The organism is Pseudomonas baltica (assembly GCF_031880315.1).
In the GTDB taxonomy this organism is placed as follows: Bacteria; Pseudomonadota; Gammaproteobacteria; order Pseudomonadales; family Pseudomonadaceae; genus Aquipseudomonas.
In genome coordinates, this window is the sequence record NZ_CP134771.1 from 2348090 (window position 1) to 2374092 (window position 26003).

General features: G+C 60.5%; 21 protein-coding genes. 11 read left to right on the forward strand and 10 right to left on the reverse strand.

Annotated elements, in window-relative coordinates; all coding sequences use genetic code 11:
• Positions 1-30: 30 nt before the first annotated feature.
• The 5 genes from REH34_RS10315 to REH34_RS10335 form a co-directional block, all read right to left on the reverse strand.
• On the reverse strand, positions 31-1248 hold the full coding sequence (locus REH34_RS10315) for a CynX/NimT family MFS transporter (RefSeq protein WP_311971576.1): 1218 nt from the start codon (positions 1246-1248) through the stop codon (positions 31-33).
• Positions 1249-1509: 261 nt separating this feature from the next.
• On the reverse strand, positions 1510-2274 hold the full coding sequence (locus tag REH34_RS10320) for an amino acid ABC transporter ATP-binding protein (protein ID WP_226503021.1): 765 nt from the start codon (positions 2272-2274) through the stop codon (positions 1510-1512).
• 10 nt (positions 2275-2284) lie between these two features.
• A complete protein-coding gene (locus REH34_RS10325) occupies positions 2285-3382 on the reverse strand; it encodes an amino acid ABC transporter permease (RefSeq protein ID WP_226503020.1) in 1098 nt (365 codons plus the stop codon).
• Between the two features lie 10 nt (positions 3383-3392).
• Positions 3393-4571: an amino acid ABC transporter permease gene (locus REH34_RS10330; protein ID WP_226503019.1), complete on the reverse strand. Its 1179-nt coding sequence runs from the start codon at positions 4569-4571 to the stop codon at positions 3393-3395.
• 67 nt (positions 4572-4638) lie between these two features.
• Positions 4639-5667 (reverse strand): amino acid ABC transporter substrate-binding protein, encoded by a 1029-nt coding sequence (locus REH34_RS10335; protein WP_226503018.1) that lies wholly within the window; start codon positions 5665-5667, stop codon positions 4639-4641.
• Positions 5668-6165: 498 nt separating this feature from the next.
• On the opposite strand from REH34_RS10335, the gene REH34_RS10340 reads away from it, so the two are divergent.
• Positions 6166-6831 (forward strand): alpha/beta fold hydrolase, encoded by a 666-nt coding sequence (locus REH34_RS10340; protein WP_311971577.1) that lies wholly within the window; start codon positions 6166-6168, stop codon positions 6829-6831.
• A 146-nt stretch (positions 6832-6977) separates the two neighbouring features.
• On the forward strand, positions 6978-8507 hold the full coding sequence (rhlB, locus tag REH34_RS10345; RefSeq protein WP_311972068.1) for an ATP-dependent RNA helicase RhlB: 1530 nt from the start codon (positions 6978-6980) through the stop codon (positions 8505-8507).
• A 62-nt stretch (positions 8508-8569) separates the two neighbouring features.
• Here rhlB and moaE read toward each other — a convergent pair whose 3' ends face one another.
• The 5 genes from moaE to REH34_RS10370 form a co-directional block, all read right to left on the reverse strand.
• Positions 8570-9019 (reverse strand): molybdopterin synthase catalytic subunit MoaE, encoded by a 450-nt coding sequence (gene moaE / locus REH34_RS10350; RefSeq protein WP_311971578.1) that lies wholly within the window; start codon positions 9017-9019, stop codon positions 8570-8572.
• Between the two features lies 1 nt (position 9020).
• Complete coding sequence (locus REH34_RS10355; RefSeq protein WP_226503014.1) at positions 9021-9263, reverse strand: MoaD/ThiS family protein; 243 nt, start codon at positions 9261-9263, stop codon at positions 9021-9023.
• Positions 9260-9733, reverse strand: coding sequence for a cyclic pyranopterin monophosphate synthase MoaC (gene moaC / locus REH34_RS10360; protein WP_311971579.1), 474 nt, complete (start codon positions 9731-9733; stop codon positions 9260-9262). The genes REH34_RS10355 and moaC overlap by 4 nt, the downstream gene beginning before the upstream one ends.
• 186 nt (positions 9734-9919) lie before the next feature.
• Positions 9920-11314, reverse strand: coding sequence for a PhoH family protein (locus tag REH34_RS10365; protein ID WP_226503012.1), 1395 nt, complete (start codon positions 11312-11314; stop codon positions 9920-9922).
• 339 nt (positions 11315-11653) lie between these two features.
• Entirely contained in the window at positions 11654-12769 is a 1116-nt protein-coding gene (locus tag REH34_RS10370; protein WP_311971580.1) for a polysaccharide deacetylase family protein, read from the reverse strand.
• A gap of 246 nt (positions 12770-13015) precedes the next feature.
• On the opposite strand from REH34_RS10370, the gene yaaA reads away from it, so the two are divergent.
• The 9 genes from yaaA (at position 13016) to REH34_RS10415 (ending at position 25993) form a co-directional block, all read left to right on the forward strand.
• A complete protein-coding gene (gene yaaA / locus REH34_RS10375; protein WP_226503010.1) occupies positions 13016-13795 on the forward strand; it encodes a peroxide stress protein YaaA in 780 nt (259 codons plus the stop codon).
• Positions 13796-14622: 827 nt separating this feature from the next.
• Entirely contained in the window at positions 14623-15939 is a 1317-nt protein-coding gene (locus REH34_RS10380) for a nucleotide sugar dehydrogenase (RefSeq protein WP_226503009.1), read from the forward strand.
• A gap of 107 nt (positions 15940-16046) precedes the next feature.
• On the forward strand, positions 16047-17528 hold the full coding sequence (gene alg8 / locus REH34_RS10385; protein WP_409373272.1) for a mannuronan synthase: 1482 nt from the start codon (positions 16047-16049) through the stop codon (positions 17526-17528).
• A 35-nt stretch (positions 17529-17563) separates the two neighbouring features.
• On the forward strand, positions 17564-18724 hold the full coding sequence (locus tag REH34_RS10390) for an alginate biosynthesis protein Alg44 (protein ID WP_226503008.1): 1161 nt from the start codon (positions 17564-17566) through the stop codon (positions 18722-18724).
• 19 nt (positions 18725-18743) lie between these two features.
• Positions 18744-20171: an alginate biosynthesis protein AlgK gene (locus REH34_RS10395; protein WP_311971581.1), complete on the forward strand. Its 1428-nt coding sequence runs from the start codon at positions 18744-18746 to the stop codon at positions 20169-20171.
• Positions 20168-21685, forward strand: coding sequence for an alginate export family protein (locus tag REH34_RS10400; RefSeq protein WP_311971582.1), 1518 nt, complete (start codon positions 20168-20170; stop codon positions 21683-21685). Before REH34_RS10395 ends, REH34_RS10400 begins: the two co-directional genes overlap by 4 nt.
• A gap of 26 nt (positions 21686-21711) precedes the next feature.
• Entirely contained in the window at positions 21712-23352 is a 1641-nt protein-coding gene (gene algG / locus REH34_RS10405) for a mannuronan 5-epimerase AlgG (protein ID WP_311971583.1), read from the forward strand.
• Positions 23353-23361: 9 nt separating this feature from the next.
• Positions 23362-24816: an alginate O-acetyltransferase gene (locus tag REH34_RS10410; protein WP_311971584.1), complete on the forward strand. Its 1455-nt coding sequence runs from the start codon at positions 23362-23364 to the stop codon at positions 24814-24816.
• A 7-nt stretch (positions 24817-24823) separates the two neighbouring features.
• Positions 24824-25993: a mannuronate-specific alginate lyase gene (locus REH34_RS10415; protein WP_226503003.1), complete on the forward strand. Its 1170-nt coding sequence runs from the start codon at positions 24824-24826 to the stop codon at positions 25991-25993.
• Positions 25994-26003: the final 10 nt, after the last annotated feature.

Below are 26003 nucleotides of genomic sequence, written 5' to 3' on the forward strand. Positions count from 1 at the left end.
AGCAACTTCAACACCCAATCAACCGTAGAATCACACCCGCTCGCTGCTCACATTCACCTGCAAAGCCCGCCCGGCGCCCATGCCAGCGATCGTCGCCGCGATACCGATAAACGCGAACACCCACCCGACCGAGCTCCAGCCGCCGGTCATGTCATGCACCAGGCCCACCGCGAACGGCCCCAAGGACGCGATGGTATAGCCCACGCCTTGCGCCATGCTCGACAGATTGGCCGCCACATGGGCATCACGAGATCGCAGCACGATCAAGGTCAGCGCCAGAGCGAACACCCCGCCTTGCCCCAATCCCAGCACCACCGCCCAGCCCCACAAACCGCCTAGCGGCGCATACAGGCAACCGAAAAGGCCGGCCATGGACAGCGCCATCACCACCACGATCGCCAACCGCTGATCCCGACCGCGGGTGCCGAACCACGGCGCCGTCAGCGCACTGGCCAATTGCACGATGATCGACCCGGACATCACCAGCCCGGCATCCTCAGCCGACAGGCCACGGCCCACCAGAATCGACGGCAGCCAGCCAAAGACGATATAGGCCAGCGAGGATTGCAGGCCCATGAATAGCGTCACCTGCCAGGCCAGCGGATCCTTCAACAGCCCGCTCACCCGATAGGCGACCTGGTGCGAGGCATGCAGAGTACGCGTCTGCGGCCACCACACCACCGCCGCCAACAGCGCCGGCAGCAGCCAGAAACCCAGCCCCAACTGCCAATGCCCGCCAAGCACCTTGCTGATCGGTACACTGCTGCCTGCCGCCAACGCCGCCCCCAGGCACAGGGCCATTGTGTAGACGCCGGTCATCATCCCGGCCTGCCGGGCGAAGTCGCGTTTGACGATACCCGGCAGCAACACGCCGATGATCCCAATACTGGCCCCGGCCACCAGGCTGCCGGCGAATAGCCCGGCCACGCCAAAGTGGCTGCGCAAACCGATGCCCGCCGCCAGTACCAGCAGGATCAACAGCACCACTCGCTCGCTGCCTAGACGCCGGGCCAGCAACGGCGCCAGCGGCGCGAACAGGCCCAGGCACAGCACGGGTAGAGTGGTCAGCAAACCCGCCTGGGTGCCAGACAGCCCCAAGGCGGCAGACACTTCGCCCAGCAACGGCGCCATGCTCGACAGCGCCGGACGCAGGTTGAGGGCGACCAGCACCAAGCCGAGCAAGAGCAGCCAGCGGGGGGAAATTATCGGGTTTGCAGGGAGGGTTTCGCAGGCAGAGCTCGCTTCCACGGGAGTAGACCCAGGAGTCGTGACAGGTTCAGAAGCAATAGTAGATGCAGTGGCAGGCAAAGTGCCTTCAGTGGTCGTTATCGACACAGGCTCGGGGACCGAGGCGGCCTGCTGGGGTTGGATCGACATGGGGGGCTCGCAAGAATGGCTAGCAATCAACTGTGGCAGTTGCACCCTGCCCGGTCAACCCGAGCTGTTTTAACGGGCCGAAAAAAACCCGGACCTGAGCCCGGGCTTATCATGACGATGCGCTTCAACCAATCAATGCAGGATCTGGCTGAGGAACATCCGCGTACGGTCACTCTGCGGGTTATCGAAGAAGTCGTTAGGCGCTGCCTGTTCGACGATTTCGCCCTTGTCCATAAAGATCACCCGGTTGGCCACGGTGCGCGCGAAGCCCATTTCGTGGGTCACGCAGAGCATGGTCATGCCGTCTTCGGCCAGGCCGATCATGGTGTCCAGTACCTCTTTGACCATCTCCGGATCGAGTGCCGAAGTCGGCTCGTCGAACAGCATGATCTTGGGCTTCATGCACAGTGCTCGGGCAATCGCCACACGCTGCTGCTGGCCGCCGGACAGCTGCCCCGGAAACTTGTGGGCCTGCTCCGGAATCCGTACGCGCTGCAGGTAGTGCATGGCGATTTCTTCAGCCTGGCGCTTGGGCATCTTGCGCACCCACATCGGCGCCAAGGTGCAGTTCTGCAGAATGGTCAGGTGCGGGAACAGGTTGAAGTGCTGGAACACCATGCCGACTTCACGACGCACCGACTCGATCTGCTTGAGATCGTTGGTGAGCTCGACGCCGTCGACGATGATGGTGCCCTTCTGGTGTTCTTCCAGACGATTGAGGCAACGGATGGTGGTCGACTTGCCCGAGCCCGAAGGCCCGCACAGCACGATCCGCTCACCCTGTTGCACATTGAGGTTGATGTCTTTCAGTACGTGGAACTGGCCGTACCACTTGTTGACGCCTTGCATCTGGATGATGCCCGGGGCGCCCGCTGGCTGTTTGATCGCTTCGCTCATGGGATAACTCCTAACGCTTGTGGCCAGTGTCCAGCTTGCGCTCCAGATACTGGGAGTAGCGGGACATACCGAAACAGAAAATCCAGAAGACCAGGGCGGCGAATACATAGCCCTCGGTCGCCATGCCCAACCATTTAGGGTCGGCGGACGCTTGCTTGACGCTGTTGAGCAGGTCGAACAGGCCGATGATGATCACCAGGCTCGTATCCTTGAACAGCGCGATCAGGGTGTTGACCAACCCCGGGATCACCATCTTCAGGGCTTGCGGCAGGATCACCAGGCCCATGGTGCGCCAGTAGCCCAGCGCCATGGCGGCCGCGGCTTCGTACTGCCCCTTGGGAATGGCCTGCATGCCACCACGAACCACTTCGGCAACGTAGGCCGACTGGAACAGGATCACACCGATCAGTGCCCGCAGCAGTTTGTCGAAGTTCATGCCTTCAGGCAGGAACAGCGGCAGCATCACCGAAGACATGAACAGCACGGTGATCAACGGTACGCCACGCCAGAACTCGATGAAGGTCACGCACACCACCTTCACCGCCGGCATGTTCGAACGACGGCCCAGCGCCAGCAGAATGCCCAGCGGCAAGGCGCCGGCGATACCGACCACGGCGATCACCAGGGTCAGCATCAGGCCGCCCCATTGGCTGGTCGCGACGTTCTCGAGACCGAACGCGCCGCCGTGCAACAGAAAGTACGCGATGATCGGGTACAGGATGATGAAGCCCAGCCCGTAGTAGCCCTTCTTCGGCACCTTGGCGATGAACAGCGGCACCACGCCGATGATTGCCAGCACCACGGTCAGGTCGACGCGCCAGCGGAATTCCGCCGGGTAGTAGCCGTACATGAACTGACCGAAGCGCTGGATGATGAACACCCAGCACGCGCCTTCCTTGTTGCAATCGGCCTGGGTCGTACCGACCCAGCTGGCCTTGAAGATCGCCCACTCGAGCAGCGGCGGGATGATCAGGTAGATCAGGTACACCGCGACCAATGTCAGCAGCGTATTGAACCAGCCATCGAACAGGTTGTTGCGCATCCAGGCCATCGGCCCGAAGACCTTGCCCGGTGGCGGCATGTCAGGTTTGAAATTATGAGTGCTCATGGGCGCATCCTCACCGTTCGATCAGCGCAATGCGCTTGTTGTACCAGTTCATCAGCAAGGAAATGCTGATACTGATGGCCAGGTAGACGCTCATGGTGATGGCAATCACTTCGATCGCCTGACCGGTCTGGTTGAGCACCGTACCGGCGAACAGCGAGACCATTTCCGGGTAACCGATACCGGCGGCCAGCGACGAGTTCTTCGCCAGGTTGAGGTACTGGCTGGTCAGCGGCGGGATGATCACCCGCAGCGCCTGCGGAATGATGACCTTGCGCAGCGTCGGACCATTGCGCAGCCCCAGCGAGTGCGCGGCTTCGGTCTGGCCATGGCTGACCGACTTGATACCCGAACGCACGATCTCGGCGATGAAGGCCGCGGTATATACCGTCAGCGCCAAGGTCAACGCCAGCAGCTCGGGGATCATCACCCAGCCACCCACGAAGTTGAAACCTTGCAGCTGGGCGAGCTCCCAGTGCAACGGCACGCCGAAGATCAGCGTGCTCAGCGCGGGGATCACGATGATCAAGGCCAGACCGGTCCAGAACTTGTGAAACGGCACGCCGGTTTCTTCGAAGCGCTTGGTGGCCCATTTCGACATCACCACGATCGCGACGATGGCGATGACCACGGCGATCACGAAGGGCCATACACCCGCAGCAGGAATCGCCGCCGGCATGTTCAGGCCGCGGCTGCTGACGAAGAAATACCCCAGGATGCTATGCGCTGCACGCGGCCCCGGCAGGGTCAGGAAGACCGCGAAATACCAGAACAGGATCTGCAACAGCGGCGGGATATTACGGAAGATTTCGATGTAGACCGTCGCCAGCTTGTTGATCATCCAGTTCTTGGACAACCGCGCCACACCGAGCACGAAACCCAGCAAGGTCGCCAGGATGATGCCGATGAAGGTGACCAGCAAAGTGTTCAACAGCCCGATCAGGAAGACCCGTGCGTAACTGTCCGATTCTTTGTAGTCGATGAGATGTTGAGCAATACCGAAACCGGCACTGTTCTGCAGGAAGCCAAAGCCCGAGGTGATGCCTCGGTGTTGCAGGTTGGTTTGTGTGTTGTCGAACAGAAACCAGCCCAGCGAGATCACCGCGAGCACCGTGATGATCTGGAATAGCCACGCACGCACACGTGGATCGGTCAGGGAAAACCCTTTGGGTGCGCCGATTTGATTTTGCATTGAATGCCCCAGGAGAAATGAAACGAGCAACGCCCGGTAGCCTTCAAGCTACCGGGCGTTCAGCCGATCAGCGCACTGGAGGTGCGTACTGGATACCGCCGTTGTTCCACAAGGCATTCTGACCGCGGTCGATGGCCAGCGGAGTGCTCTTGCCGAGGTTGCGCTCGAACACTTCACCGTAGTTGCCGACCTGCTTGACGATCTGCACGACCCAGTCCTTGCGCAGCTTCAAGTCTTTGCCGTATTCGCCGTCAGCACCCAGCAGACGACCCACGTCCGGGTTCTTGGTCGACTTGGCTTCTTCCTCGACGTTCTTCGAGGTGACGCCCGCTTCTTCAGCGTTCAGCATGGCGAACAGGGTCCACTTGACGATCGCCATCCAGTCTTCGTCGCCACGACGAACCACAGGGCCCAGGGGCTCCTTGGAGATGGTTTCCGGCAGAACCACGTAGTCCTGCGGCGAGCCCAGCTTGCTGCGCTGTGCGTAAAGCTGCGATTTGTCGGAAGTCAGCACGTCGCAACGGCCGCTTTCCAGCGACTTGGCGCTTTCATCGGAGGTGTCGAAAGTGATCGGGGTATATTTGAGTTTGTTGCCGCGGAAGTAGTCAGCCACGTTCAGTTCGGTAGTGGTACCGGCCTGAATGCAGATGGTCGCGCCGTCCAGCTCTTTGGCGCTCTTGACACCCAGCTTCTTGTTCACCAGGAAGCCGACGCCGTCGTAGTAGGTCACGCCCGCGAACACCAGGCCCATGCCTGCGTCACGGGAGCTGGTCCAGGTGGTGTTACGCGACAGCACGTCGATTTCGCCGGATTGCAGAGCGGTGAAGCGCTCCTTGGCGTTCAGCTGGCTGAACTTGACCTTGGTGGCATCGCCAAATACAGCGGCGGCCACTGCGCGGCAGACGTCGGCGTCGATGCCGTTGATCTTGCCGGTCGAATCCGCTACCGAGAAACCAGGCAAGCCATCACTGACACCGCACTGGATGAAGCCTTTCTTCTGGATTGCATCAAGGGTAGTCCCTGCCTGAGCGAAGCTGGCAACGCCGAGGGCGGTTGCAGCGGTCAGTACGGCCAGGGTGGATTTCAACATCTTCATTCAAAACCTCCAATGTGCTCTTGTTGTGTCTGAGCTTGAGTTGCGCCGCACCTTTATGAGGCGAAATCGACCGGTGCTGGCTTTTTTTTGGGTCGAGCGCCGCAACCAGCAAGATTAAAATCCGAAACGCGTAAACTACGTGCCGGGTTGAAACTCACCATTCCTATCGTTTGCCGGACCGAAGCGCAGGTACTCTGTGTGAGCGGCCATTCGCAACCATCCGTCAGACAAAGGTAGAACATCTGCATGACGGGTTATGCGTCCCCCTGCGGCTTCTACCGCCGGGTGTTACCAACGGGGAGCGCGCCCTCATTCAGGGGTTGTGTAGCAAACGGCATACCATAGTTGAGAGCCGAAGCGTTTAAGTGCGCGTCAAGCGCAAAACTTGTAGCCTTGCGACATTCTCTTTTCAAATTGACACGTCAACATTTCAAATCGATACCGAACGCACTTTTCTAATGCACTCAAAAATGCCGTTCGCACCAATTAGGAGCAGTCATGACCGAGCCACTTATCCTGCAACCCAAACACCTGATCACCGCCGATGCCTGTGTCATATGGCTCCACGGCCTGGGCGCCGATCGGTTCGATTTCGAGCCGGTCGCTCAGATGCTGATGGTCAGCCTGACCACCACGCGTTTCATCCTGCCCCAGGCACCGACCCGTGCAGTGACCGTCAATGGCGGCTATGAAATGCCCAGCTGGTACGACATCAAGGCCATGAGCCCCGGCAGCCGCGCCATTGATGAGGACGAGCTGGAAGGCTCTGCGCAGCACGTCCTGGACTTGATTGAAGATCAGATTCAGGCAGGCATCCAGCCCCAGCGGATTTTCCTTGCCGGTTTTTCCCAGGGTGGCGCCGTGGTCTATCACACGGCCTTCGTGAAAGCACAGCAGGCACTCGGCGGCGTCATCGCCCTCTCGACCTACGCACCGACCTTCGCCGCCGACGGCAAAGTGGCCGACAGCCAACGGGCCATTCCGGCGCTTTGCCTGCACGGCACACAGGACACTGTAGTGCCCTATTCAATGGGCCGCACGGCGCATGACTGGCTAAAAGACCAGAACGTCACCGTTACCTGGCACGAATACCCAATGGGCCATGAAGTGTTACCCAAAGAAATCAAGGACATCGCTGCCTGGTTGGCCGCGCGGTTAGGCTGAATCGCCGTACCGCATCGCAGCAATGGCCCCGGTGGCTGTAGCGCAATGCGCCAGCCACTACGCCGAGCCCGATTCTTGCATTACACTGCCCGGCGTACATTCCTTAACCAACCGATGAGAAGACCGTGCTCAAAGCACTCAAGAAAATGTTCGGTAAAAGCGAGGCTGAGCCGCTCGCCCCCGTAACGACTGCTTCCACCCGCTCCCCCGTTGCCCTTGATCAGCCCGCCGAGAACGTGCCCAAAACCACGGCCGAGCTGAACGTCGCCGCCGCGCCCGAGACGGCGCTGCCGACCGCCGGGCACCGGGATGTCAGCGCGTCGGTAATCGAGAGCAGCGTGATAGAGAGCAACGTGGTGCGCGCCAGCCCGTTGCTGACGGACCACGCGCCGCGCCAAGCGCAGCGCCCTCGACGCCAGCCGAAACCTGCGGCCAGCACCTGGAAGCTGGAAGATTTCGCCGTCGAGCCGCAAGAGGGCAAGACCCGCTTTCACGATTTCCCGTTGTCAGCCGACCTGATGCATGCCATCCATGACCTCGGCTTCCCTTACTGCACGCCGATTCAGGCGCAGGTGCTTGGCTTTACGCTCAAGGGCAAGGATGCCATCGGCCGCGCCCAGACCGGCACCGGCAAGACCGCCGCCTTTTTGATCTCGATCATCACTCAGCTGCAGCAGACGCCCCCGCCCAAGGAACGCTACATGGGCGAGCCGCGAGCACTGATCATCGCCCCCACCCGTGAACTGGTGGTCCAGATCGCCAAAGACGCGGCCGACCTGACCAAGTACACCGGCCTCAACGTCATGACGTTCGTCGGTGGCATGGAGTTCGACAAGCAGCTCAAGCTGCTCGAAGCGCGCCACTGCGACATCCTCGTGGCCACCCCGGGCCGCCTGCTCGACTTCAACCAGCGTGGTGAAGTGCACCTGGACATGGTCGAGGTCATGGTGCTGGACGAAGCCGATCGCATGCTAGACATGGGTTTCATTCCGCAAGTCCGCCAGATCATCCGCCAGACACCGCCCAAGGCCGAACGCCAGACCTTGCTGTTCTCGGCCACCTTCACCGAAGACGTGATGAACCTGGCCAAGCAATGGACCACTGACCCTGCCATCGTCGAGATCGAGCCCGAGAACGTCGCAAGCGACACCGTCGAGCAGCATGTCTATGCCGTGGCCGGGGCCGACAAGTACCGCCTGCTGTACAACCTGGTGACCCAGAACAACTGGGAACGGGTAATCGTCTTCGCCAACCGCAAGGACGAAGTGCGCCGTATCGAAGAGAAACTGGTACGCGACGGCGTCAATGCCGCGCAGCTGTCGGGGGATGTGCCGCAACACAAACGCATCAAGACCCTGGAAAACTTCCGCGAAGGCCGCATCAGTGTATTGGTGGCCACCGACGTGGCAGGCCGCGGTATTCACATCGACGGCATCAGCCATGTGATCAACTTCACCCTGCCGGAAGTCCCGGATGACTACGTGCACCGTATCGGTCGTACTGGTCGGGCGGGCGCCAGCGGCGTGTCGATCAGCTTTGCCGGAGAAGACGACTCCTACCAGCTACCGTCCATCGAGGCGCTGCTGGGACACAAGATCAGCTGCGAAACGCCGCCGGCCGAGTTGCTCGTGCCGGTGGAGCGCAAGCGCCCCGCAACGCCCGCCGCAGACGCCTGATTCCAACCTGTAGCGACGGGCCTGATACAGCGTCGGGGGCAAGCCCCTCGCTACACGGGCGGTCAGTCCCAGCGCCTGGCCGCAGCCTTGTCGCTGTCCCGCCCCTCGACCCAACGCGGGCCATCGGCGGTGTCTTCCTTCTTCCAGAACGCGGCGCGGGTCTTGAGATAGTCCATCACAAAGTCGCACGCCTCGAACGCCGCCTGCCGGTGCGCGCTGGCGACACCGACGAAGACGATAGGCTCACCCGGCGCCAGTGCCCCGATCCGATGCAACACCTCTACCCTGAGCAGCGGCCAGCGCTGCTCGGCTTCGACGACGATCTTCGCCAAGGCCTTTTCAGTCATCCCGGGGTAGTGCTCGAGGAACATCCCGCGCACATCCAGGCCATCGTTGAAGTCACGCACATAGCCCACGAAGCCGACGACGGCGCCCACGCCCGTATTGGCGGCGTGCAACGCGTTGAGCTCGGCTCCGGGATCGAACACGGCACTCTGCACCCTGATCGCCATCTCAGCCCCCTGTGACGGTAGGGAAAAACGCCACTTCATCGCCGGGTGTCAGCGGCTCCCCTAGCCCGCACAGCTCTTCATTGCGCGCGCACATGAGAGTGCGCTCGCCCAACAGCGTGCGATCGCCCCGGCCAAGCAAATGCTCGCGCAAAGCACCGACCGTGGCAAAGTCGCCCTCGACGACCTCCTCCCCCAGCCCCAGCGCTTCACGGTAACGGGCGAAATACAGCACCTTGATGCTCACAGCGGATCCGCCTGGAAATGCCCGCTCTTGCCACCGACTTTTTCCAGCAACTGGACCTGCTCGATGACCATGGCGCGGTCCACCGCCTTGCACATGTCGTAGATCGTCAGCGCGGCGACACTGGCGGCCGTCAGCGCTTCCATTTCGACCCCGGTCTGCCCGGACAACTTGCAGCGCGCCACCACCCGCACTCGGTCGCTGCCTTCGGCACTGAGCTCGACCTTGACGCTGGACAGCATCAGCGGATGGCACAACGGGATCAGATCGGAAGTTTTTTTCGCCGCCTGAATGCCAGCGATACGCGCGACCGCAAAGACGTCGCCTTTGGGGTGGCCGCCGTCGACGATCATCTGCAGGGTCTGCGGCAGCATACGAATGAAGGCCTGGGCCACGGCCTCGCGATGGGTCACGGCTTTATCCGTGACATCGACCATGTTGGCACGGCCTTGGGCGTCGAGATGAGTGAGCACAATGAGTATTCCTGGGCAAGTCGGGGGATTTTACCCCCGATGCCAAGTCGATGCGAATCGTAAGATAGCGCCGGATCGAATGCCGACTTCGCGGGCAAGCCTTGCTCCCACAGGCGTACACCCGTGGGAGCAAAGCTTGCTCGCGAAGAGGCCATCCAACTCACCCTCACAGGCGAGCCAGGCTCGTTACAGATGCGACTCGGCGTATTCGGCCAGAATCGAGCGCGGTACCCCTTGCAGGGTGATATGCACGCCTTGCGGGAAATCCTTGAAGCGCTCCGTCAGATAGGTAAGGCCCGAGCTGGTGGCGGACAGGTAAGGCGTGTCGATCTGCGCCAGGTTGCCCAGGCAGATCACCTTGGAACCGCTGCCGGCACGGGTGATGATGGTTTTCATCTGGTGCGGCGTGAGGTTCTGGCACTCATCGATCAGAATCAAACTTTGCTGGAAGCTGCGGCCACGGATGTAGTTGAGCGATTTGAACTGCAACGGCACTTTGCTGAGGATGTAATCGACGCTGCCATGGGTGTTCTCGTCATCCATGTGCAAGGCTTCGAGGTTGTCGGTGATGGCCCCCAGCCAAGGCTCCATTTTTTCCGCTTCGGTGCCCGGCAGAAAGCCGATTTCCTGGTCCAGGCCCTGCACGCTGCGCGTGGCGATGATGCGCCGATAGCGCTTGGTGACCATGGTCTGTTCGATCGCCGCCGCCAGCGCCAGGATGGTTTTACCCGAGCCGGCTGCGCCCGACAGGTTGACCAGATGGATATCCGGATCGAGCAAGGCGAACAGCGCCAGGCCCTGGTAGATATCACGCGGCTTGAGGCCCCAGGCTTCCTGGTGCAGCAAAGGTTCCTGGTGCATGTCGAGGATGAGCAGCTCGTCCGGCTTGACGCCCTTGACCCAGCCGACGAAGCCTTGCTCGTCGATGATGAACTCGTTCATGTGGACCGCTGGCAGCATTTCGGTGAGCTGTACACGGTGCCAGGTACGGCCGTGGTCCTGGCGGGTGTCGACCTTGGCGACACGATCCCAGAACGATCCGGTGAGGGTGTGATAGCCGCGCGACAGCAAGGACACGTCGTCGACCAGTTGATCGGTACTGTAATCTTCGGCCTCGATCCCGCACGCCCGGGCCTTGAGGCGCATGTTGATGTCTTTGGTGACCAGGATCACGCTGAGCTGCGGCTGTGCGGCATGCAGGTCGATCAACTGGTTGATGATGATGTTGTCGTTAAGGTGCTCGGGCAGCAGGCTGTCCGGTTCGGCACGCTTGTTCATGAGGATCGACAGGAACCCCTTGGGGTCACCCTTGCCGCGCTGGATCGGCACGCCCTTTTCGACGTCCGCAGGGGAAGCTTCACCGAGGGTCTTGTCGATCAGGCGAATGGCCTGACGACATTCGGCAGCCACGGAATGCTTGCCGCTTTTAAGCTTGTCGAGTTCCTCCAGAACGGTCATCGGGATGGCGACGTGGTGTTCTTCGAAGTTGAGCAGCGCGTTGGGATCGTGAATCAGTACGTTGGTATCGAGCACATAAAGGATTGGCTGGGTGGAGGAAGTGCTGCGTCCTTGATCATCCATACTCGGTCACCTGTGTGGGAGCCAGTCAACGCAGGACCTGAACGGTGCTGCGCCGCGAAGTAGCCGCCGAACGATGCCCTTGAGGCAGGGCACCACTAACCAGGTATGGTCCGGTTGAAGACGCCACCTGTGTTGCAGGTTTCGGCGGTCTGACGTCTTGATACCGCAAAACCCATGACGATAAAAAGCACTTTGACATTTTTTTGAAGTTTATTTGATGATGGGACGAATAGCGCTTGGCGTCAGCCCAAAGCGCCGCTACAGTCGGAAGTCCACCCCACCTGCACCGCCAGAATATTTTTCTGCAAAAAACCGCGCACGCCATATGGAACGTGGCTTTCAGTCAAACTGATGGCACTCTTCCCAGGCAATTCCGCTTTCCACCGTCTGGTTCAGAATCAACGGCACCGCCACCTTGGCGCGGTCCTGGACATCGTGAAAGGCAATGATCCCCTTGCGCCACAACAGCATCAACGTGATCACCCGATCCGCTGACTGCGCCGCAGTCAACTGGCCGTCTTCCGAGTCGATATTCCACAACGCCACCTGCAGCTGTTGCGCGGCAAAAAAGGCGCCGCTGTCGGCACGACGCTGTCCATACGGAGGTCGGAACAACGGCACGAAACTGCCAGGCAATTGCGCCCGGACCAGCGCAACGCTGCGCTGGATCGAGTCTTTCCAGTCGTTCCACTGGCTGTGCGAGCGATACTGCCAGCCCTGCACGCCGACGCATTGATCGGCGTAGATGGCCTGCAGATCCTCGTCGGGCTGGTGATCGCGGCGCAGCTCGACGCTGTTGCCCAGCACGAAGAAGGTCGCCGACATCTTCTGCTTGCGCAGATAATCGGTCATCCAGTCGGTCCCGCCTGGGGCCAGGCTGGGACCGCCGTCGAAGGTGAGCAAGAACACCCGGTCCTTGAAATCATCGCCATTGCGCTCCTGATCGTTGAAGCGCGCCACCTCGCTGCTGATCTGCGGAAACAACGCTGCCATGTGCAGCAGCTCGTCGATGTAGTCGACGTTGAACTGCTTGCCGGGTATCAGCCACTTCGCATAAAAGGAATCGTTGGCCACCTGGAACGTCGCCGCTTCGCGACGCAACGCGGTCTCATCCTCGATGAGGTAACAGAACGAGGCGTCCTGCTCGCAACTTTGTTGAGCGTTGTTGTAGTTTTCCCAAAGGCGATCCCACAGGCGCTGGCGCAGGGCGTTGATGGCCTCCATGTTGATCTGTCGCAGGTCCAGACGCTGGGCCAGAGCCTCCTCGCTCAGCAGCTCGGTATCGCTCAGTTCACGGGCGAAACCCAGTACTTCGGCACGCGAGGCGACGTCGAACAACACCGGGGTGGTGAGTGCCTCGGGCCAATTGGCCCGATCAAGCACGGCGGCCGGCGGTTCCGCGGCGGCGACGTTCAGGCAGATCAGTAAAGAAGCCAACGACAGGGCGAAACGCAAAAGCAGTTCTCCGGGTATATAAGGATCGGGTTCAGTGGCGCTTGAAATATCGTCTTCGCGAGCAAGCTTTGCTCCAACGGTGCAAACACATCCATTGTGGGGGCAAGGGTGCGCGGTCGGCGGCGAAGAGGCCGGTGCATTCACCGCAACATTATTGCCCGATGCTAAAGCTTCTATCCCACCTATAGCTAGAGTTTGCGTGTCTATCTCCCTAGAATCCCGTCACGACCCGAAGGAGACACCGACATGCTGATGGTGATATCACCCGCCAAGACCCTCGACTACGACACCCCGCCGACGACTCAGCGCTTCACCCAGCCGCAGTATCTGGACCACTCTCAGGAACTGATTGGCCAGTTGCGCGACCTCAGCCCGGCGCAGATCAGCGAGCTGATGCACCTCTCCGACAAGCTCGCCGGCCTCAATGCCGCGCGTTTCGGCAGCTGGAATCCGGCGTTCACCCTCGACAACGCCAAGCAGGCGCTGCTGGCATTCAAGGGCGACGTCTACACCGGTCTGGATGCCACCAGCCTCGACGAGCAGGCGCTGGACTACGCCCAGCAACACCTGCGCATGCTTTCGGGCCTCTATGGCCTGCTGCGCCCGCTCGACCTGATGATGCCGTATCGCCTGGAGATGGGCACCAAACTGGCCAATGCGCGCGGCAAAGACCTCTACGCCTTCTGGGGCGAGCGCATCAGCGAGTGGCTCAACCAAGCCCTGGCCGCACAAGGCGACGACGTACTGCTCAACCTGGCTTCCAATGAGTACTTCAGCGCGGTCAAACGCAAGGCGCTACAAGCACGGGTGATCAATACCGAGTTTCGCGACCTCAAGAATGGCCAATACAAGATCATCAGCTTCTATGCAAAAAAAGCCCGGGGCTTGATGAGCCGCTTCGTCATTACCGAGCGCATAAACGATCCTGAACACCTCAAGGCATTCGACAGCCAGGGCTACCGGTTCAACGCCAAGGACTCCACCGCCGACAATCTGGTGTTCCTGCGCGACCATCCCGACGAATAATCGCGACCGCTCATCGGCGTGGCCACCCGGGCACGCCGCCCTATTGCTGCAAAATCATCGTGCACAACCCCCAACTGACAGTTTCATGACGCCAAGTTAATATTACTGGTGCACTTGCTAATTGTATTAGCACTCGCACTTCACATTTTTTTTACCCTTTTCACCAAATATTTTTTAGTGCTGGCACAAAAATATCGCGACCCTCTAACCGCCCAATTCTAAAGGACGAAACTGCCATTCATGGCTCATTGCCATTACTCAAAATAATCGTCGCGATGAAAAAAAATTCACCAGCGGTCATCCTGCTCAGGAACTTCATAGGGGATATGTCGCTCATACCACCCGTAACGATTCTCTTGCAGCGTGTGAGAGATGACGTACACAGCGACTCGCAAGGGCACCGGCGGCAGCGCCGGAAGAAGTTGACTCAGTCGATCCCAAACGGGTCGGCAGGTTATTCTCAGGAGAGAACGCACCCAATTATCCTCAGCATCTGGCCAAGCCCGAGCTGCACTACAGAGCTCAAACATGACGTCTCAAGTGCTTGATTCACAAGGTATATAACCGGACTGAAAACACGTACAAGAATAACAACGAGATTAATTGTAATAAAGGCTGGCTACATTCTAGGGCGAGCCCGTGTTCTACGGGTCCTGAGCGCCCAACTTAGGTGCACCTTCTTGGGCACCGGGTTCTTAATTATGCCTGCGCCGTGATTTGCAGCATTAAGTTGTTGCACTTTCGAGTGCCTGAAAACTGCTGGTTATTCAAACCCCCAGTCTGGCTCTGTCAGTAGAGCTGGCGTGATAAACAATGAGGTGAATGCGATGCGTATCAGCATCTTTGGTCTGGGTTATGTCGGTGCAGTCTGCGCCGGTTGCCTTTCTGCACGTGGTCACGACGTTGTTGGCGTGGATGTCTCCAAAGCCAAGATCGATCTGATCAATAACGGAAAATCGCCAATTGTTGAACCGGGTCTGGGAGAACTTCTGGAACAAGGGATCAAGAAGGGCAACCTGCGCGGTACAACTGACTTCGCCGAAGCCATCCGCGCTACTGACCTTTCCATGATCTGCGTGGGAACCCCTAGCAAGAAGAACGGCGACCTGGAACTCGACTACATCGAATCCGTCTGCCGCGAAATCGGCCTGGTACTGCGTGACAAAGCGACCCGCCACACCGTCGTGGTGCGCAGCACCGTGCTGCCGGGCACCGTCAAGAATGTGGTGATCCCGATTCTCGAAGACTGCTCGGGCAAAAAAGCCGGTGTCGACTTCGGCGTCGCGGTCAACCCTGAGTTCCTGCGTGAAAGCACGGCGATCAAGGACTACGACAAGCCGCCGATGACCGTTATCGGTCAACTCGACCAGGCTTCAGGCGATGTCCTGCAGGCGCTGTACGAAGAACTCGACGCTCCGATCATCCGCAAGGACATCGAAGTGGCCGAGATGATCAAGTACACCTGCAACGTGTGGCACGCCACCAAGGTCACCTTCGCCAACGAAATCGGCAACATCGCCAAGGCGGTCGGCGTCGATGGTCGCGAAGTGATGGACGTGGTCTGCCAGGACAAGTCGCTCAACCTGTCCCAGTACTACATGCGCCCAGGCTTCGCTTTCGGTGGTTCTTGCCTGCCCAAGGACGTGCGCGCCCTCACCTACCGCGCCAGCTCGCTGGACGTCGAGGCGCCACTGCTCAACTCGCTGATGCGCAGCAACGTGTCCCAGGTGCAGAACGCCTTCGACATGGTCAACTCCAAGGACAAGCGCAAAGTCGCCCTGCTGGGCCTGAGCTTCAAGGCCGGCACCGATGACCTGCGCGAAAGCCCGCTGGTGGAACTGGCCGAAATGCTGATCGGCAAAGGCTTCGACCTGAGCATCTACGACGCCAACGTCGAATACGCTCGCGTCCACGGCGCCAACAAGGATTACATCGAATCGAAGATCCCCCACGTCTCGTCCCTGCTCAACTCGGACTTCGACGCGGTGATCGCCCATTCCGACGTGATCATCCTCGGCAACCGTGACGAGCGCTTCCGTGCCCTGGCCAGCAACGTACCGGAAGGCAAGCAGGTCATCGACCTGGTCGGCTTCATGACCAAGACCACCGACGCCGCTGCCCGTACCGAAGGCATCTGCTGGTAAGTAAGGCTGGACCTGCGCGGGGCCTTCGGGCCCTGCGCATGCCTTGAACGATTCGGGCCAATCAATGACCCGTTATCACTGGCCCGATTCCCACATGGATGCAGATCATGCAAAGGCTCAAGCACGGCCTACTCCAGGCTTCCGGTTGGATGTTTTACCTGGTGTTCCTGATGGCCCTGGCGCTCATGCTGCCGGCCACCACTTTCGACCCCGCGTCGAAAGACTTCATTTTCCTGATTGGCGCCATTGGCATCTGGCGCTACTCGATGGGTGCAACGCACTTCGTGCGCGGCATGCTGTTCCTCTACGTGGTCTATCCGCACCTGCGGCGCAAAGTGCGCAAGCTGGGTGACGATGCCGACCCGTCCCACGTATTCCTGATGGTCACCAGCTTCCGTATCGACGCCCTGACCACCGCTCAGGTGTACAGCTCGGTGATTCGCGAAGCCATCGACTGCGGCTACCCCACCACTGTGGTTTGCTCGCTGGTCGAGATGTCCGACGAACTGCTGGTCAAGAGCCTGTGGCAGAAAATGGCCCCGCCTGACCGCGTTTCCCTGGACTTCGTGCGCATCGCCGGTACCGGCAAACGCGACGGCCTGGCCTACGGTTTCCGCGCCATCTCGCGCCACCTGCCGGACGACGATGCAGTGGTTGCGGTAATCGACGGCGATACCGTGCTGGCCGAAGGCGTAGTGCGCAAGACCGTGCCGTGGTTCCGCCTGTACGGCAACGTCGGTGGCCTGACCACCAACGAGTTCTGCGAAGTACGCGGCGGCTACATCATGAGCGAATGGCACAAGCTGCGTTTCGCCCAGCGCCACATCAACATGTGCTCCATGGCCCTGTCCAAGCGCGTGCTGACCATGACCGGGCGGATGTCGGTGTTCCGCGCCTCGGTGGTGACCAACCCGGAATTCATCGCCGACGTCGAAAGCGACTCGATCGACCATTGGCGTCTGGGCCGCTTCAAGTTCTTGACCGGCGACGACAAGTCCAGCTGGTTCAGCCTGATGCGCCTGGGCTACGACACCTTCTACGTACCGGATGCCAACATTCACACCGTTGAGCACCCACCGGAAAAGAGCTTCCTCAAAGCCAGTCGCAAGTTGATGTACCGTTGGTACGGCAACAACCTGCGGCAGAACTCCCGAGCGCTGGGCCTGGGCGTAGGACGCCTGGGGCTGTTTACCTCCGTGGTCTTGTTCGACCAGCGTGTTTCGATGTGGACCAGTCTGTTGGGGCTCACGGCGTCAATCATCGCCAGCCTCATGTATGGCATCAACTTCCTGTTGGTTTACCTGTTGTGGATCGGCATCACCCGTTTGATCCTGACCGTCATGCTGCTGTGCTCCGGGCACAAGGTCGGGCCGGCTTACCCAATGATTCTGTATTACAACCAGATCGTCGGCGCCATGATGAAAATCTACGTTTTCTTCCGCCTCGACAAGCAATCCTGGACGCGTCAGCCCACCTCGCTCAAGCGTGATCTCGCCAGCTTTCAACAATGGTTCAACACCTGGTCCTCCCGGACCATGACCTTCTCGGCCGCCAGCATCTTCGTTGCTGTGCTGTTCGTGATGGTCTGAGCCGGAACCCAATGGATTAAGTAGGAATAATCGCCATGAATACAGCCGTGAACGTCAATGTTGTCCATGAATCCGAAGCTCAGCGCCAGCACGCTCGGGTCAAAATCCCTGCCAAGCTGCGCTACATCGGCCCGAACCGCGAAACCTTCGAAGCCAAGGTCGAGGACCTTTCCGCTGGTGGCTTCAGCATCGTCACCAAGAAAACCCTGGCACAGGGCGAGGTGTACCGAGGCCGGATGATGTTCGTCATCGACAACCTCGGCCTGGGCATGGACATCGAGTTCCAGGTGCGCTCGCTCGACAGCGACGGCCGCGCCGGCTGCGCCTTCCAGAACCTCGACCAACAGGACATCGCCACCCTGCGCCACCTGATCACCTCGCACCTGAGCGGCGAGTTGGTCACCATGGGCGGCGTGCTGGGGACCCTGCAGCGCGACAACTTCACCAAGGCGCGCAAGCGCGGCGGCACCAACCATGGCATGTCGACCCTCGGCCGCTTGCGTGCGGTGACCTTCAGCCTCGGTATCTTCGTGGTCGGCCTGGCCGCCTTCGGCTTCGTGGCCAAATCGGTGTACGGTCTGTACTTCGTCAGCCACGCGGTATCGGGCGTGGTGACCATCCCGTCGAGCAACATCACCATGCCACGCGACGGCACCGTCAACAGCCTGGTTGCCGTCAATGCCCAGGCTGCCAAGGGCGCGCCGCTGGCGACGTTCAGCACCAGCATGCTCGACGTGCTCAAGGACCACCTGGACGACGCCCAGCTGACCCCGGCGAAAATCACGGAAATGTTCGGCAAGCAACTGACCGGCACCCTGACCTCGCCGTGCGACTGCATCGTCGCCGAGCAGCTTGTCCCGGATGGTCAGTTCGCCAGCAAGGGCGACATCATCTACAAGATGCTGCCGCGTGATGCCCAGGCGAACATCGATGCGCGCTTCACCTATCGCCAGATCAACGACGTGCGTCCTGGCACACGCGTGAGCTTCCAGATCGCCGGCGAAGACGCCACCCGCGAAGGTCAGATCGTCTCCAGCACCAACCTGTTGCCAGATGCCCTGTCCTCCGACCTGCGCGTACAGATCAAACCCGACGCGCCGATCAGCAGCGCCTTGGCCGGCCGTCCAGTGGAGGTCTACAGCGACCGTGGCTCGATGAACTGGTTGATCGACAAAGCCACGGCCAAAGGCCTCTAAGTTGAGCGTGCGAAGGAGAATGCCTGTGGCAACGAGAAGAACCCTGACGCATCCCGCGCTACTGGGCCTGGCCATTGCAATCAGCCTGGCCGGTTGCGCCGGGCTTCCCGACCAGCGCCTGGCCAATCAGGCGCTGCAGAACGGTGACACCGAACTTGCGCAGCAGAACTTCCAGCAACTGGCCGACCTGGGCTATGCCGATGCACAAATCGGCCTGGCCGATATCCAGGTCAACACCGGTGACCCAGAAGCCATGCGCAAGGCTGAAGCGATCTACCGCGCCGCTGCCCAGACCTCCCCCCGTGCTCAGGTACGGTTGGGGCGCCTGCTGGCAGCCAAGCCGGGCAGCACCGTCGCAGAGCAGCACGAAGCCGAGAGCTGGTTGAAGAAGGCCGCGCAAAACGGCGAGACCGGCACCTTGCTGCCGCTGGCCACGCTCTACCTGCAATACCCGCAAAGCTTCCCGAACATCGACGCTCAGAAGCAGATCGACCAATGGCTCGCCGCCGGTTATCCGGATGCGCCCCTGGCCCAGGTCATGCTCTACCGCGCCAAAGGTACCTACGATCAGCACCTGGATGATATCGAGCGCATCTGCAAGGCTGCCCTCAGCGCCAACGACGTGTGCTATGTCGAACTGGCCACCGTCTACCAGAAACGCGGCCAGGCCGATCGCCAGGCCGAACTGGTCAAGCAGTTGCAGTCGGCCTACAACGGCGGCACCGCCTCGGCCGCTCGCATCGACGGCGTGGCCCGGGTGCTGTCCGATCCTACCCTCGGCAAGACCGACGAGAAGACTGCGCAAACCCTGCTCGAAAGCGTGACCGACACCTATCCGGCGGCCTACATCAGCCTCGCGCAACTGCTGTACCAGTTCCCCGAGCTGGGCGACGTCGACAAGTTGATGGACTACATCAACAAGGGCCACAGCGCCGACCCAGGGCGTGCCGAGCTGCTGCTGGGCAAGGTCTACTACGAAGGCAAGGTGGTCATCCCCGACGCCCACAAAGCCCTTGATCATCTGCAAAAAGCCGCAGGCACCCAGGTCAGCGCGCACTATTACATGGGCCAGATCTACCGCCGTGGCTACCTCGGCAAGCCCGAGCCGCAAAAGGCCGTGGACGAACTGCTCAAGGCCGCTCGCAGTGGCCAGAACAGCGCCGACTTCGCCCTTGCGCAGCTCTATTCGGGAGGCCGCGGCACCAAGCCCAATCTGGTCAACGCCTACGTGTTCGTGCAACTGGCGAAAATGCGCCCGGATGTGCAACAGCCGGTGAACGATCTCAACACCCTGATCGAAACCGAACTGCAGCCGGGCCAGAAGGCTCAGGCGCAGCAATTGATGCAGCAAGAACTCAAGGCTCGCGGTGGCATCAGCCAGGCCAACAGCGCCCTGGCCCAACAAGAAATGCCTGCAGACCCCATCGGTGAGGACAAATCCCTATGAAACTCAATAAATGGATGAAGGCCGGGATCGGTCTCGGCTTTGCCGCCTTGTGGTCTTGCCCTACGCTCGCGGCGCTGACCGCGTCGCAGAATTTCGGCATCGAAGTCAAAGCCACCGGCCAGTCCGAAGACGACCGCGACCTGGGCACGCGCTCGGGCGGTGACGTCAACGGTGTCGGTATCGACCTGCGCCCTTGGGCCTACCTCGAACGCGGCCAATGGGCGTTCTACGCGATGGGTCAGGCAGTCGCCGCCAGCGACGTCATCCAGACCGACCCGCTGGATGAACAGAACGCTACCGCGCCAGGCGTCAACACCTCCGGCATCAACCACAATTCGGCCCGCGACGGCAACGACGCGTACTTCGCCATGCGCGAGTTCTGGGTCAGCTATCAAGGGCTGTTCACCCCCTACCCTGGCGAGAACGCCAAGTTCGGCCGCCAGCGCCTGCGCAATGACGACGGCCAGTGGCGCGATGACAACATCGAAGCGCTGACCTGGAACCTCGACACCACCCTGCTCAAAAGCCATCTGGGTGTGGCCGAGCGTTTCAGCGACTACCGCACCGACTACGATCAACTGTCGGCACAGGACAAGCAACGCCTGCACGCCTTCGGCGACGCTTACTACCAGTGGATGCCAGGGCAATGGATCGGGGTGCGCGCGCACTACGTGAAGGACGACGGCAAGCTGGCCGATGCCGGCAAAGTGGTCGACGACCTCGACAAGCGCGTGAACAGCAAAATCGGCTGGGTCGGCCTTGACGCCAACAGTGACGCCTACAACTACCGCAACCTCAACCAGGTCAACTACTGGGGCAGCGTGACGTTCATGGACGGCTCTCAGGACCTGAACAGCGCCGCCTATGACGCTAACAACCTGACGACCGATGCCAGTGGCCACACCCTCGCATCACCCAAGAGCAATCGCGACCTGAGCGGCTGGGGATCGGACCTCGGTATTCGTCTACGCCTCGACCCGCAATGGCAAGTCGGCGGTGCCTATTCTCAGGCGAGCAAGAACTACGAACAGAACGGCCTGCAGAGCAACCGCTCGACCTGGACCGGCACCCGCTCGCGCATCAGCCGCTTCGGCGAGGCCTACCAGGCGCAGATGGGCAACACCCGCGTCGCCTCGGTGTTCGCTTCGTGGCAGCAAGAGGATCAATACGACGCCTCGCTGATCTACCACAAATTCTGGCGTGTCGACGGCAATTCCGGCATCGGCGGCAGCAACATCAACGCCGTGCAGGAAGACATCAATAACAACAACGACATCAGCTTCAACACCTTGCCGCTCAACTCGGGCAGCAAGGACCTGGGTCAGGAAGTCGACCTGGTCGTGACCAAGTATTTCAAGCAAGGGTTGCTGCCCGCTGCCTTGAGCCAGTCGATCGACGAGCCTTCGGCGCTGATTCGTCTGCGTGCAGGTCTGTTCAAGCCGGGTGATGCCTACGGCAGCGGCGTCGACAACTACATGCACCGCGCCATTGTCGATGTGATCTGGCGCTTCTGATGCCTAACGCGAAGGGAGTGCATGCAATGAATCATTCAAGCCTCAGCAGCCGTTGGCCTTGGCGCGAGTCGTTGCTGACCGGCGCCTTGCTGCTGGCCAGCAGCGTCGCCGCGGCCAACAGCCCGGCGCCGGTGCCCAAGCCTGGCGCCAACTCGGCGGACACCGCACAGGCAGCTGGCAAGCCCGGCGTGGTCAAGGAGCTGCACCAGGCCAAGACCTACACCGTGTCGTCGGCGCCCACCGCGCCGCTCGACATGGCCGCGCCCAAGCTGCCGGACCTCACTGGCTACACCGCCGAGGCCGCCGACGCCAAGGTCGCGCCGCTGCGCAAAGGCCCCCACGCCAAAGTCAGCATCCGGCGCATGATGCAGGAAACCGTGCTCAAGGAATTCATCGGTGGCAACAACAAGATGGCCGAGTGGGTCGCGCGTCAGCACGGTATCCCTCAGGCGATCTTCATCGACAACGGCTATCTGAACCTCAAAGACCTGACCAAGACCGTCCCCAAGCAGTATTTCAGCGAGACTTCGCCAGGCGTTTATCTGGCGCGGCTGCCGATCATCGTCGGCAACAAGGCGGTCCTGGAAATCGACAAGCAGACCCAGGAACTGCGCCTCTCGCAAGAGGGCGGCGCGTTCATCATCAACGACGGCAAGCTGTTCACCAGCAACACCAAGGTGACCGGCTGGCGTGAAAAGGACAACGGCCCGGCGACCTTCCGCGCGCCCAAGGAATTTCGCCCGTTCTTGCTGTCCTGGGGTGGCACCGAGACCTATATCGTCAACACCACCATGGCCAGCTTTGGCTACAACCAGAGCAAGTCGTACGGTGTGAGCATTTCCCAGTACACGCCCAACATGAAAGCGCAGATGGGCCGCAGCGAGCCGACCGGCTGGATCATCGGTTCGAGTTTCAGCGACATGTGGTACGGCTTCTACTGCTATGAAACCCAAGACTTCGTGGTCAAGAGCAACACCTACAAAGACAACATCATCTACGGCATCGACCCCCACGACCGTTCCGAGCGTTTGATCATTGCCGACAACGATGTTTCCGGCAGTCACAAAAAGCACGGCATCATCGTTTCGCGGGAGGTGAACGACAGTTTCATCATCAACAACCGCACCCACGACAACACCCTCTCGGGCATCGTCCTGGACCGCAACAGCGTCGGCAATCTGGTGGCCTACAACGAGGTCTACAACAACCACTCCGACGGCATCACTCTCTACGAGAGCGGTGACAACCTGCTGTGGGGCAACAAGGTGATCCGCAATCAGCGCCACGGTATCCGCGTGCGCAACAGCACCAACATCCGCCTGTACGAGAACATCTCGATGGCCAACGGCCTGACCGGCGTCTATGGGCACATCAAGGACCTCAGCGATACCGACCGCGACATCGCCCTTGACCCGTTCGATGCGCAAGTCTCGTTGATCCTGGTAGGCGGCGAACTGACCGCCAACGGCACCGGCCCACTGGCGATCGACTCGCCCCTGAGCCTGGAGCTGTATCGCGTGTCGATGCTGGCGCCGAGCAAATCGAGCGGTATCAGCTTCAACGGCATCCTGGGTGACAAACAGGCCGAGATCCTCGACATGCTGGTGCGCCAGAAGAAAGCTGTGTTGATCGACCCTGTCGAACGCCAGACCGAAATGCAGGACTGAGGAAAACAAATGCGAACGCCATCTTTCATATCGCTCAAGCTGCTCAGCCTTTCGGCCCTGACCGCTGGCCTTATGGCCGCCACCGGCGGGACCCAGGCTGCGCCCGCGACACCGGCACCGGTATTCACCGCCGAGCCGTGCTGCAATGTTTGCCCTGAGGCCCATGATGCCTCCAAGTACGTGACCCGCTATCAGCGCAACTTCACCACCCTGTTCCAGGGCGAAGGCGATTGGCTGTTCCGTACCGTCGAAGACCTGCGCACCGAATTCGACACCTCGCCGGAAGGCTATCGCCGCCTCAAGGAATTGCACGACGCCTTCAAGAGCAAGGGCGTAGAGCTGGTGATCGTCTATCAACCGACCCGCGGGCTGGTGGATCGCAACAAGATGTTCCCGGCCGATCGCGACAAGTTCGACTACGACACGGCGCTGAAGAACTACAAGGGCATGCTCGGTCGCTTCGCCTCCATGGGCTACACCGTGCCGGACCTGTCGCCGTTGACCAACGAGCAACAGGCCCACGACTTCTACTTCCGCGGTGACCAGCACTGGACCCCTTACGGCGCCCAGCGCACCGCCAAGATCGTGGCCGAGAGCATCAAGAAGATCCCGGCCTTCGCGTCGATTCCCAAGAAGGAATTCGAGACCCGTATATCGGGTCGCATGGGCAAGACCGGAACATTGCACAACATGGCCGGTCAATTGTGCGGCTCCAGCTATGCGATCCAGTACATGGACCAGTTCTCCACCGAGCCCAAAGGGGCTGCAGCCGATGGCGATCTGTTCGGTGATTCCGGCAACCCCGAGATCACCCTGGTAGGGACCAGCCACAGCGGCAAGAACTATAACTTCGCCGGCTTCCTGGAGCAGGACACCGGTGCCGATGTGCTCAACGTGGCCTTCCCCGGCGGTGGCCTGGAAGGCTCGATGCTGCAGTACCTGGGCAGTGAAGATTTCCAGAAACGGCCGCCGAAGATTCTGGTCTGGGAATTCTCGCCGCTGTATCGCCTGGATCAGGAAACCATCTATCGCCAGATGATGGCCTTGCTGGACAACGGTTGTGAGGGCAAGCCGACGCAGATGAGCGAAAGCATCACGCTCAAGCCCGGCAAGAACGAACTGCTGGTCAACGGTCGCAACGGCATCATCGATGTCCACAACGGTGCCCACCAGATCGACATCAAATTTGCCGACACTTCGGTGAAAACCCTGAAGGCCACCCTCTGGTACCTCAATGGTCGCCACGAGGAACTGAAGATCGAAAAACCGACAACATCCGATACCGACGGGCGTTTTGCCTTCGAGATGCGTGATGACCAGGACTGGCCGCAGCAGAACATGCTGGCCCTGGAAATCCAGGGGCCGGAAGAAGCCGGCGCCGCACCGCAGAAGGTCGAAGCGAAAGTATGCAAACGCAACGTGTTCCCCGGCGTGAAAACGCAACAGGCTCAGGCCGGGCTATGAGGTTCTTATGCAAACTTTGAAAACAGCAACACGCCAATGGCTCGCACCCTCACTGCTGACACTGGCCTTGTTCGGCCCGGCAGTGGCCGCGCAGGCCGCTGATCTGGTACCGCCCAAGGGCTACCTCAGCGGCATCGAGAAACCCAAGGTCAAGCCGGGCAATTTCAGCTGCGATTCGCCGCCCAAGCCTTACACCGAAAGCTTGCAGTTCCGCAGCAAGTACGAAGGTTCGGGCAAGGATCGTTCGACGTTCAATGCCGATTCCGACGCCGCATTTCGCGATGCGACCAAGGACATCACCAATATGGAGCGTGGCACCAGCAAGGTGGTCATGGCCTATATGCGTGATGGCCGGCCGGAGCAGCTGGACTGCGCCCTGAGCTGGCTCGACACTTGGGCCAACGCCAACGCGCTGATGTCCACCGACTTCAACCACACCGGCAAGTCGATGCGCAAATGGGCACTGGGCAGCATGTCCTCGGCCTACCTGCAACTGAAGTTCGCCGACACCCACCCACTGGCAGGCAAGGACGCGCAAACCAAACCGATCGAAGCCTGGTTTGGGCGGCTGGCCGATCAGGTCGTCAGCGATTGGGACAACCTGCCGTTGGACAAGAACAACAACCACACCTATTGGGCCGCGTGGTCGGTGATGTCGACCTCGATCGTGCTCAACCGTCGCGACCTGTTCGACTGGTCGGTCAAGGAATTCAAAGAGGGTGCCAGTCAGGTCGACGCTCAGGGCTTCCTGCCCAACGAGCTGAAGCGCAAGCAACGCGCCCTGGCGTATCACGCCTACGCGGTCGCGCCGCTGACCATGATCGCCGTCTTCGCTCAGGCCAATGGCGTGGATCTGCGCCCGGAAAACAACGGCGCCCTGCAGCGTCTGGGCAACGTGATCCTCAATGGTGTCAAGGACCCCAACGAGTTCCAGTCCAAGAACGGCGAGAGCCCGGACATGACCGAGATCAAGGTGCAGAGCAAATGGGCCTGGCTTGAACCCTACTGCTCGCTGTACGCCTGCGCCCCGGACACCATCGAACGCCGTCACGTCGGCCAGCCCTACAAGACCTTCCGTCTGGGCGGCGATTTGACTCGCGTGTTCGATCCGGCGGATGACAAGGGCGGCAAAGGCGGCGCCGAAGACAGCGGTGGCTCGGGCGACGCTGGCTCCTGATACCGCAAAC

Excerpts from the sequence above, each read along its gene's own strand:
- REH34_RS10320 (WP_226503021.1), bottom strand. The coding sequence starts at position 2,274 with ATGAGCGAAGCGATCAAACAGCCAGCGGGCGCCCCGGGCATCATCCAG.
- REH34_RS10325 (WP_226503020.1), bottom strand. The coding sequence starts at position 3,382 with ATGAGCACTCATAATTTCAAACCTGACATGCCGCCACCGGGCAAGGTC.
- REH34_RS10330 (WP_226503019.1), bottom strand. The coding sequence starts at position 4,571 with ATGCAAAATCAAATCGGCGCACCCAAAGGGTTTTCCCTGACCGATCCA.
- REH34_RS10335 (WP_226503018.1), bottom strand. The coding sequence starts at position 5,667 with ATGAAGATGTTGAAATCCACCCTGGCCGTACTGACCGCTGCAACCGCC.
- REH34_RS10340 (WP_311971577.1), top strand. The coding sequence starts at position 6,166 with ATGACCGAGCCACTTATCCTGCAACCCAAACACCTGATCACCGCCGAT.
- rhlB (WP_311972068.1), top strand. The coding sequence starts at position 6,978 with ATGTTCGGTAAAAGCGAGGCTGAGCCGCTCGCCCCCGTAACGACTGCT.
- moaE (WP_311971578.1), bottom strand. The coding sequence starts at position 9,019 with ATGGCGATCAGGGTGCAGAGTGCCGTGTTCGATCCCGGAGCCGAGCTC.
- REH34_RS10365 (WP_226503012.1), bottom strand. The coding sequence starts at position 11,314 with ATGGATGATCAAGGACGCAGCACTTCCTCCACCCAGCCAATCCTTTAT.
- yaaA (WP_226503010.1), top strand. The coding sequence starts at position 13,016 with ATGCTGATGGTGATATCACCCGCCAAGACCCTCGACTACGACACCCCG.
- REH34_RS10380 (WP_226503009.1), top strand. The coding sequence starts at position 14,623 with ATGCGTATCAGCATCTTTGGTCTGGGTTATGTCGGTGCAGTCTGCGCC.
- alg8 (WP_409373272.1), top strand. The coding sequence starts at position 16,047 with ATGCAAAGGCTCAAGCACGGCCTACTCCAGGCTTCCGGTTGGATGTTT.
- REH34_RS10390 (WP_226503008.1), top strand. The coding sequence starts at position 17,564 with ATGAATACAGCCGTGAACGTCAATGTTGTCCATGAATCCGAAGCTCAG.
- REH34_RS10395 (WP_311971581.1), top strand. The coding sequence starts at position 18,744 with ATGCCTGTGGCAACGAGAAGAACCCTGACGCATCCCGCGCTACTGGGC.
- REH34_RS10400 (WP_311971582.1), top strand. The coding sequence starts at position 20,168 with ATGAAACTCAATAAATGGATGAAGGCCGGGATCGGTCTCGGCTTTGCC.
- algG (WP_311971583.1), top strand. The coding sequence starts at position 21,712 with ATGAATCATTCAAGCCTCAGCAGCCGTTGGCCTTGGCGCGAGTCGTTG.
- REH34_RS10410 (WP_311971584.1), top strand. The coding sequence starts at position 23,362 with ATGCGAACGCCATCTTTCATATCGCTCAAGCTGCTCAGCCTTTCGGCC.
- REH34_RS10415 (WP_226503003.1), top strand. The coding sequence starts at position 24,824 with ATGCAAACTTTGAAAACAGCAACACGCCAATGGCTCGCACCCTCACTG.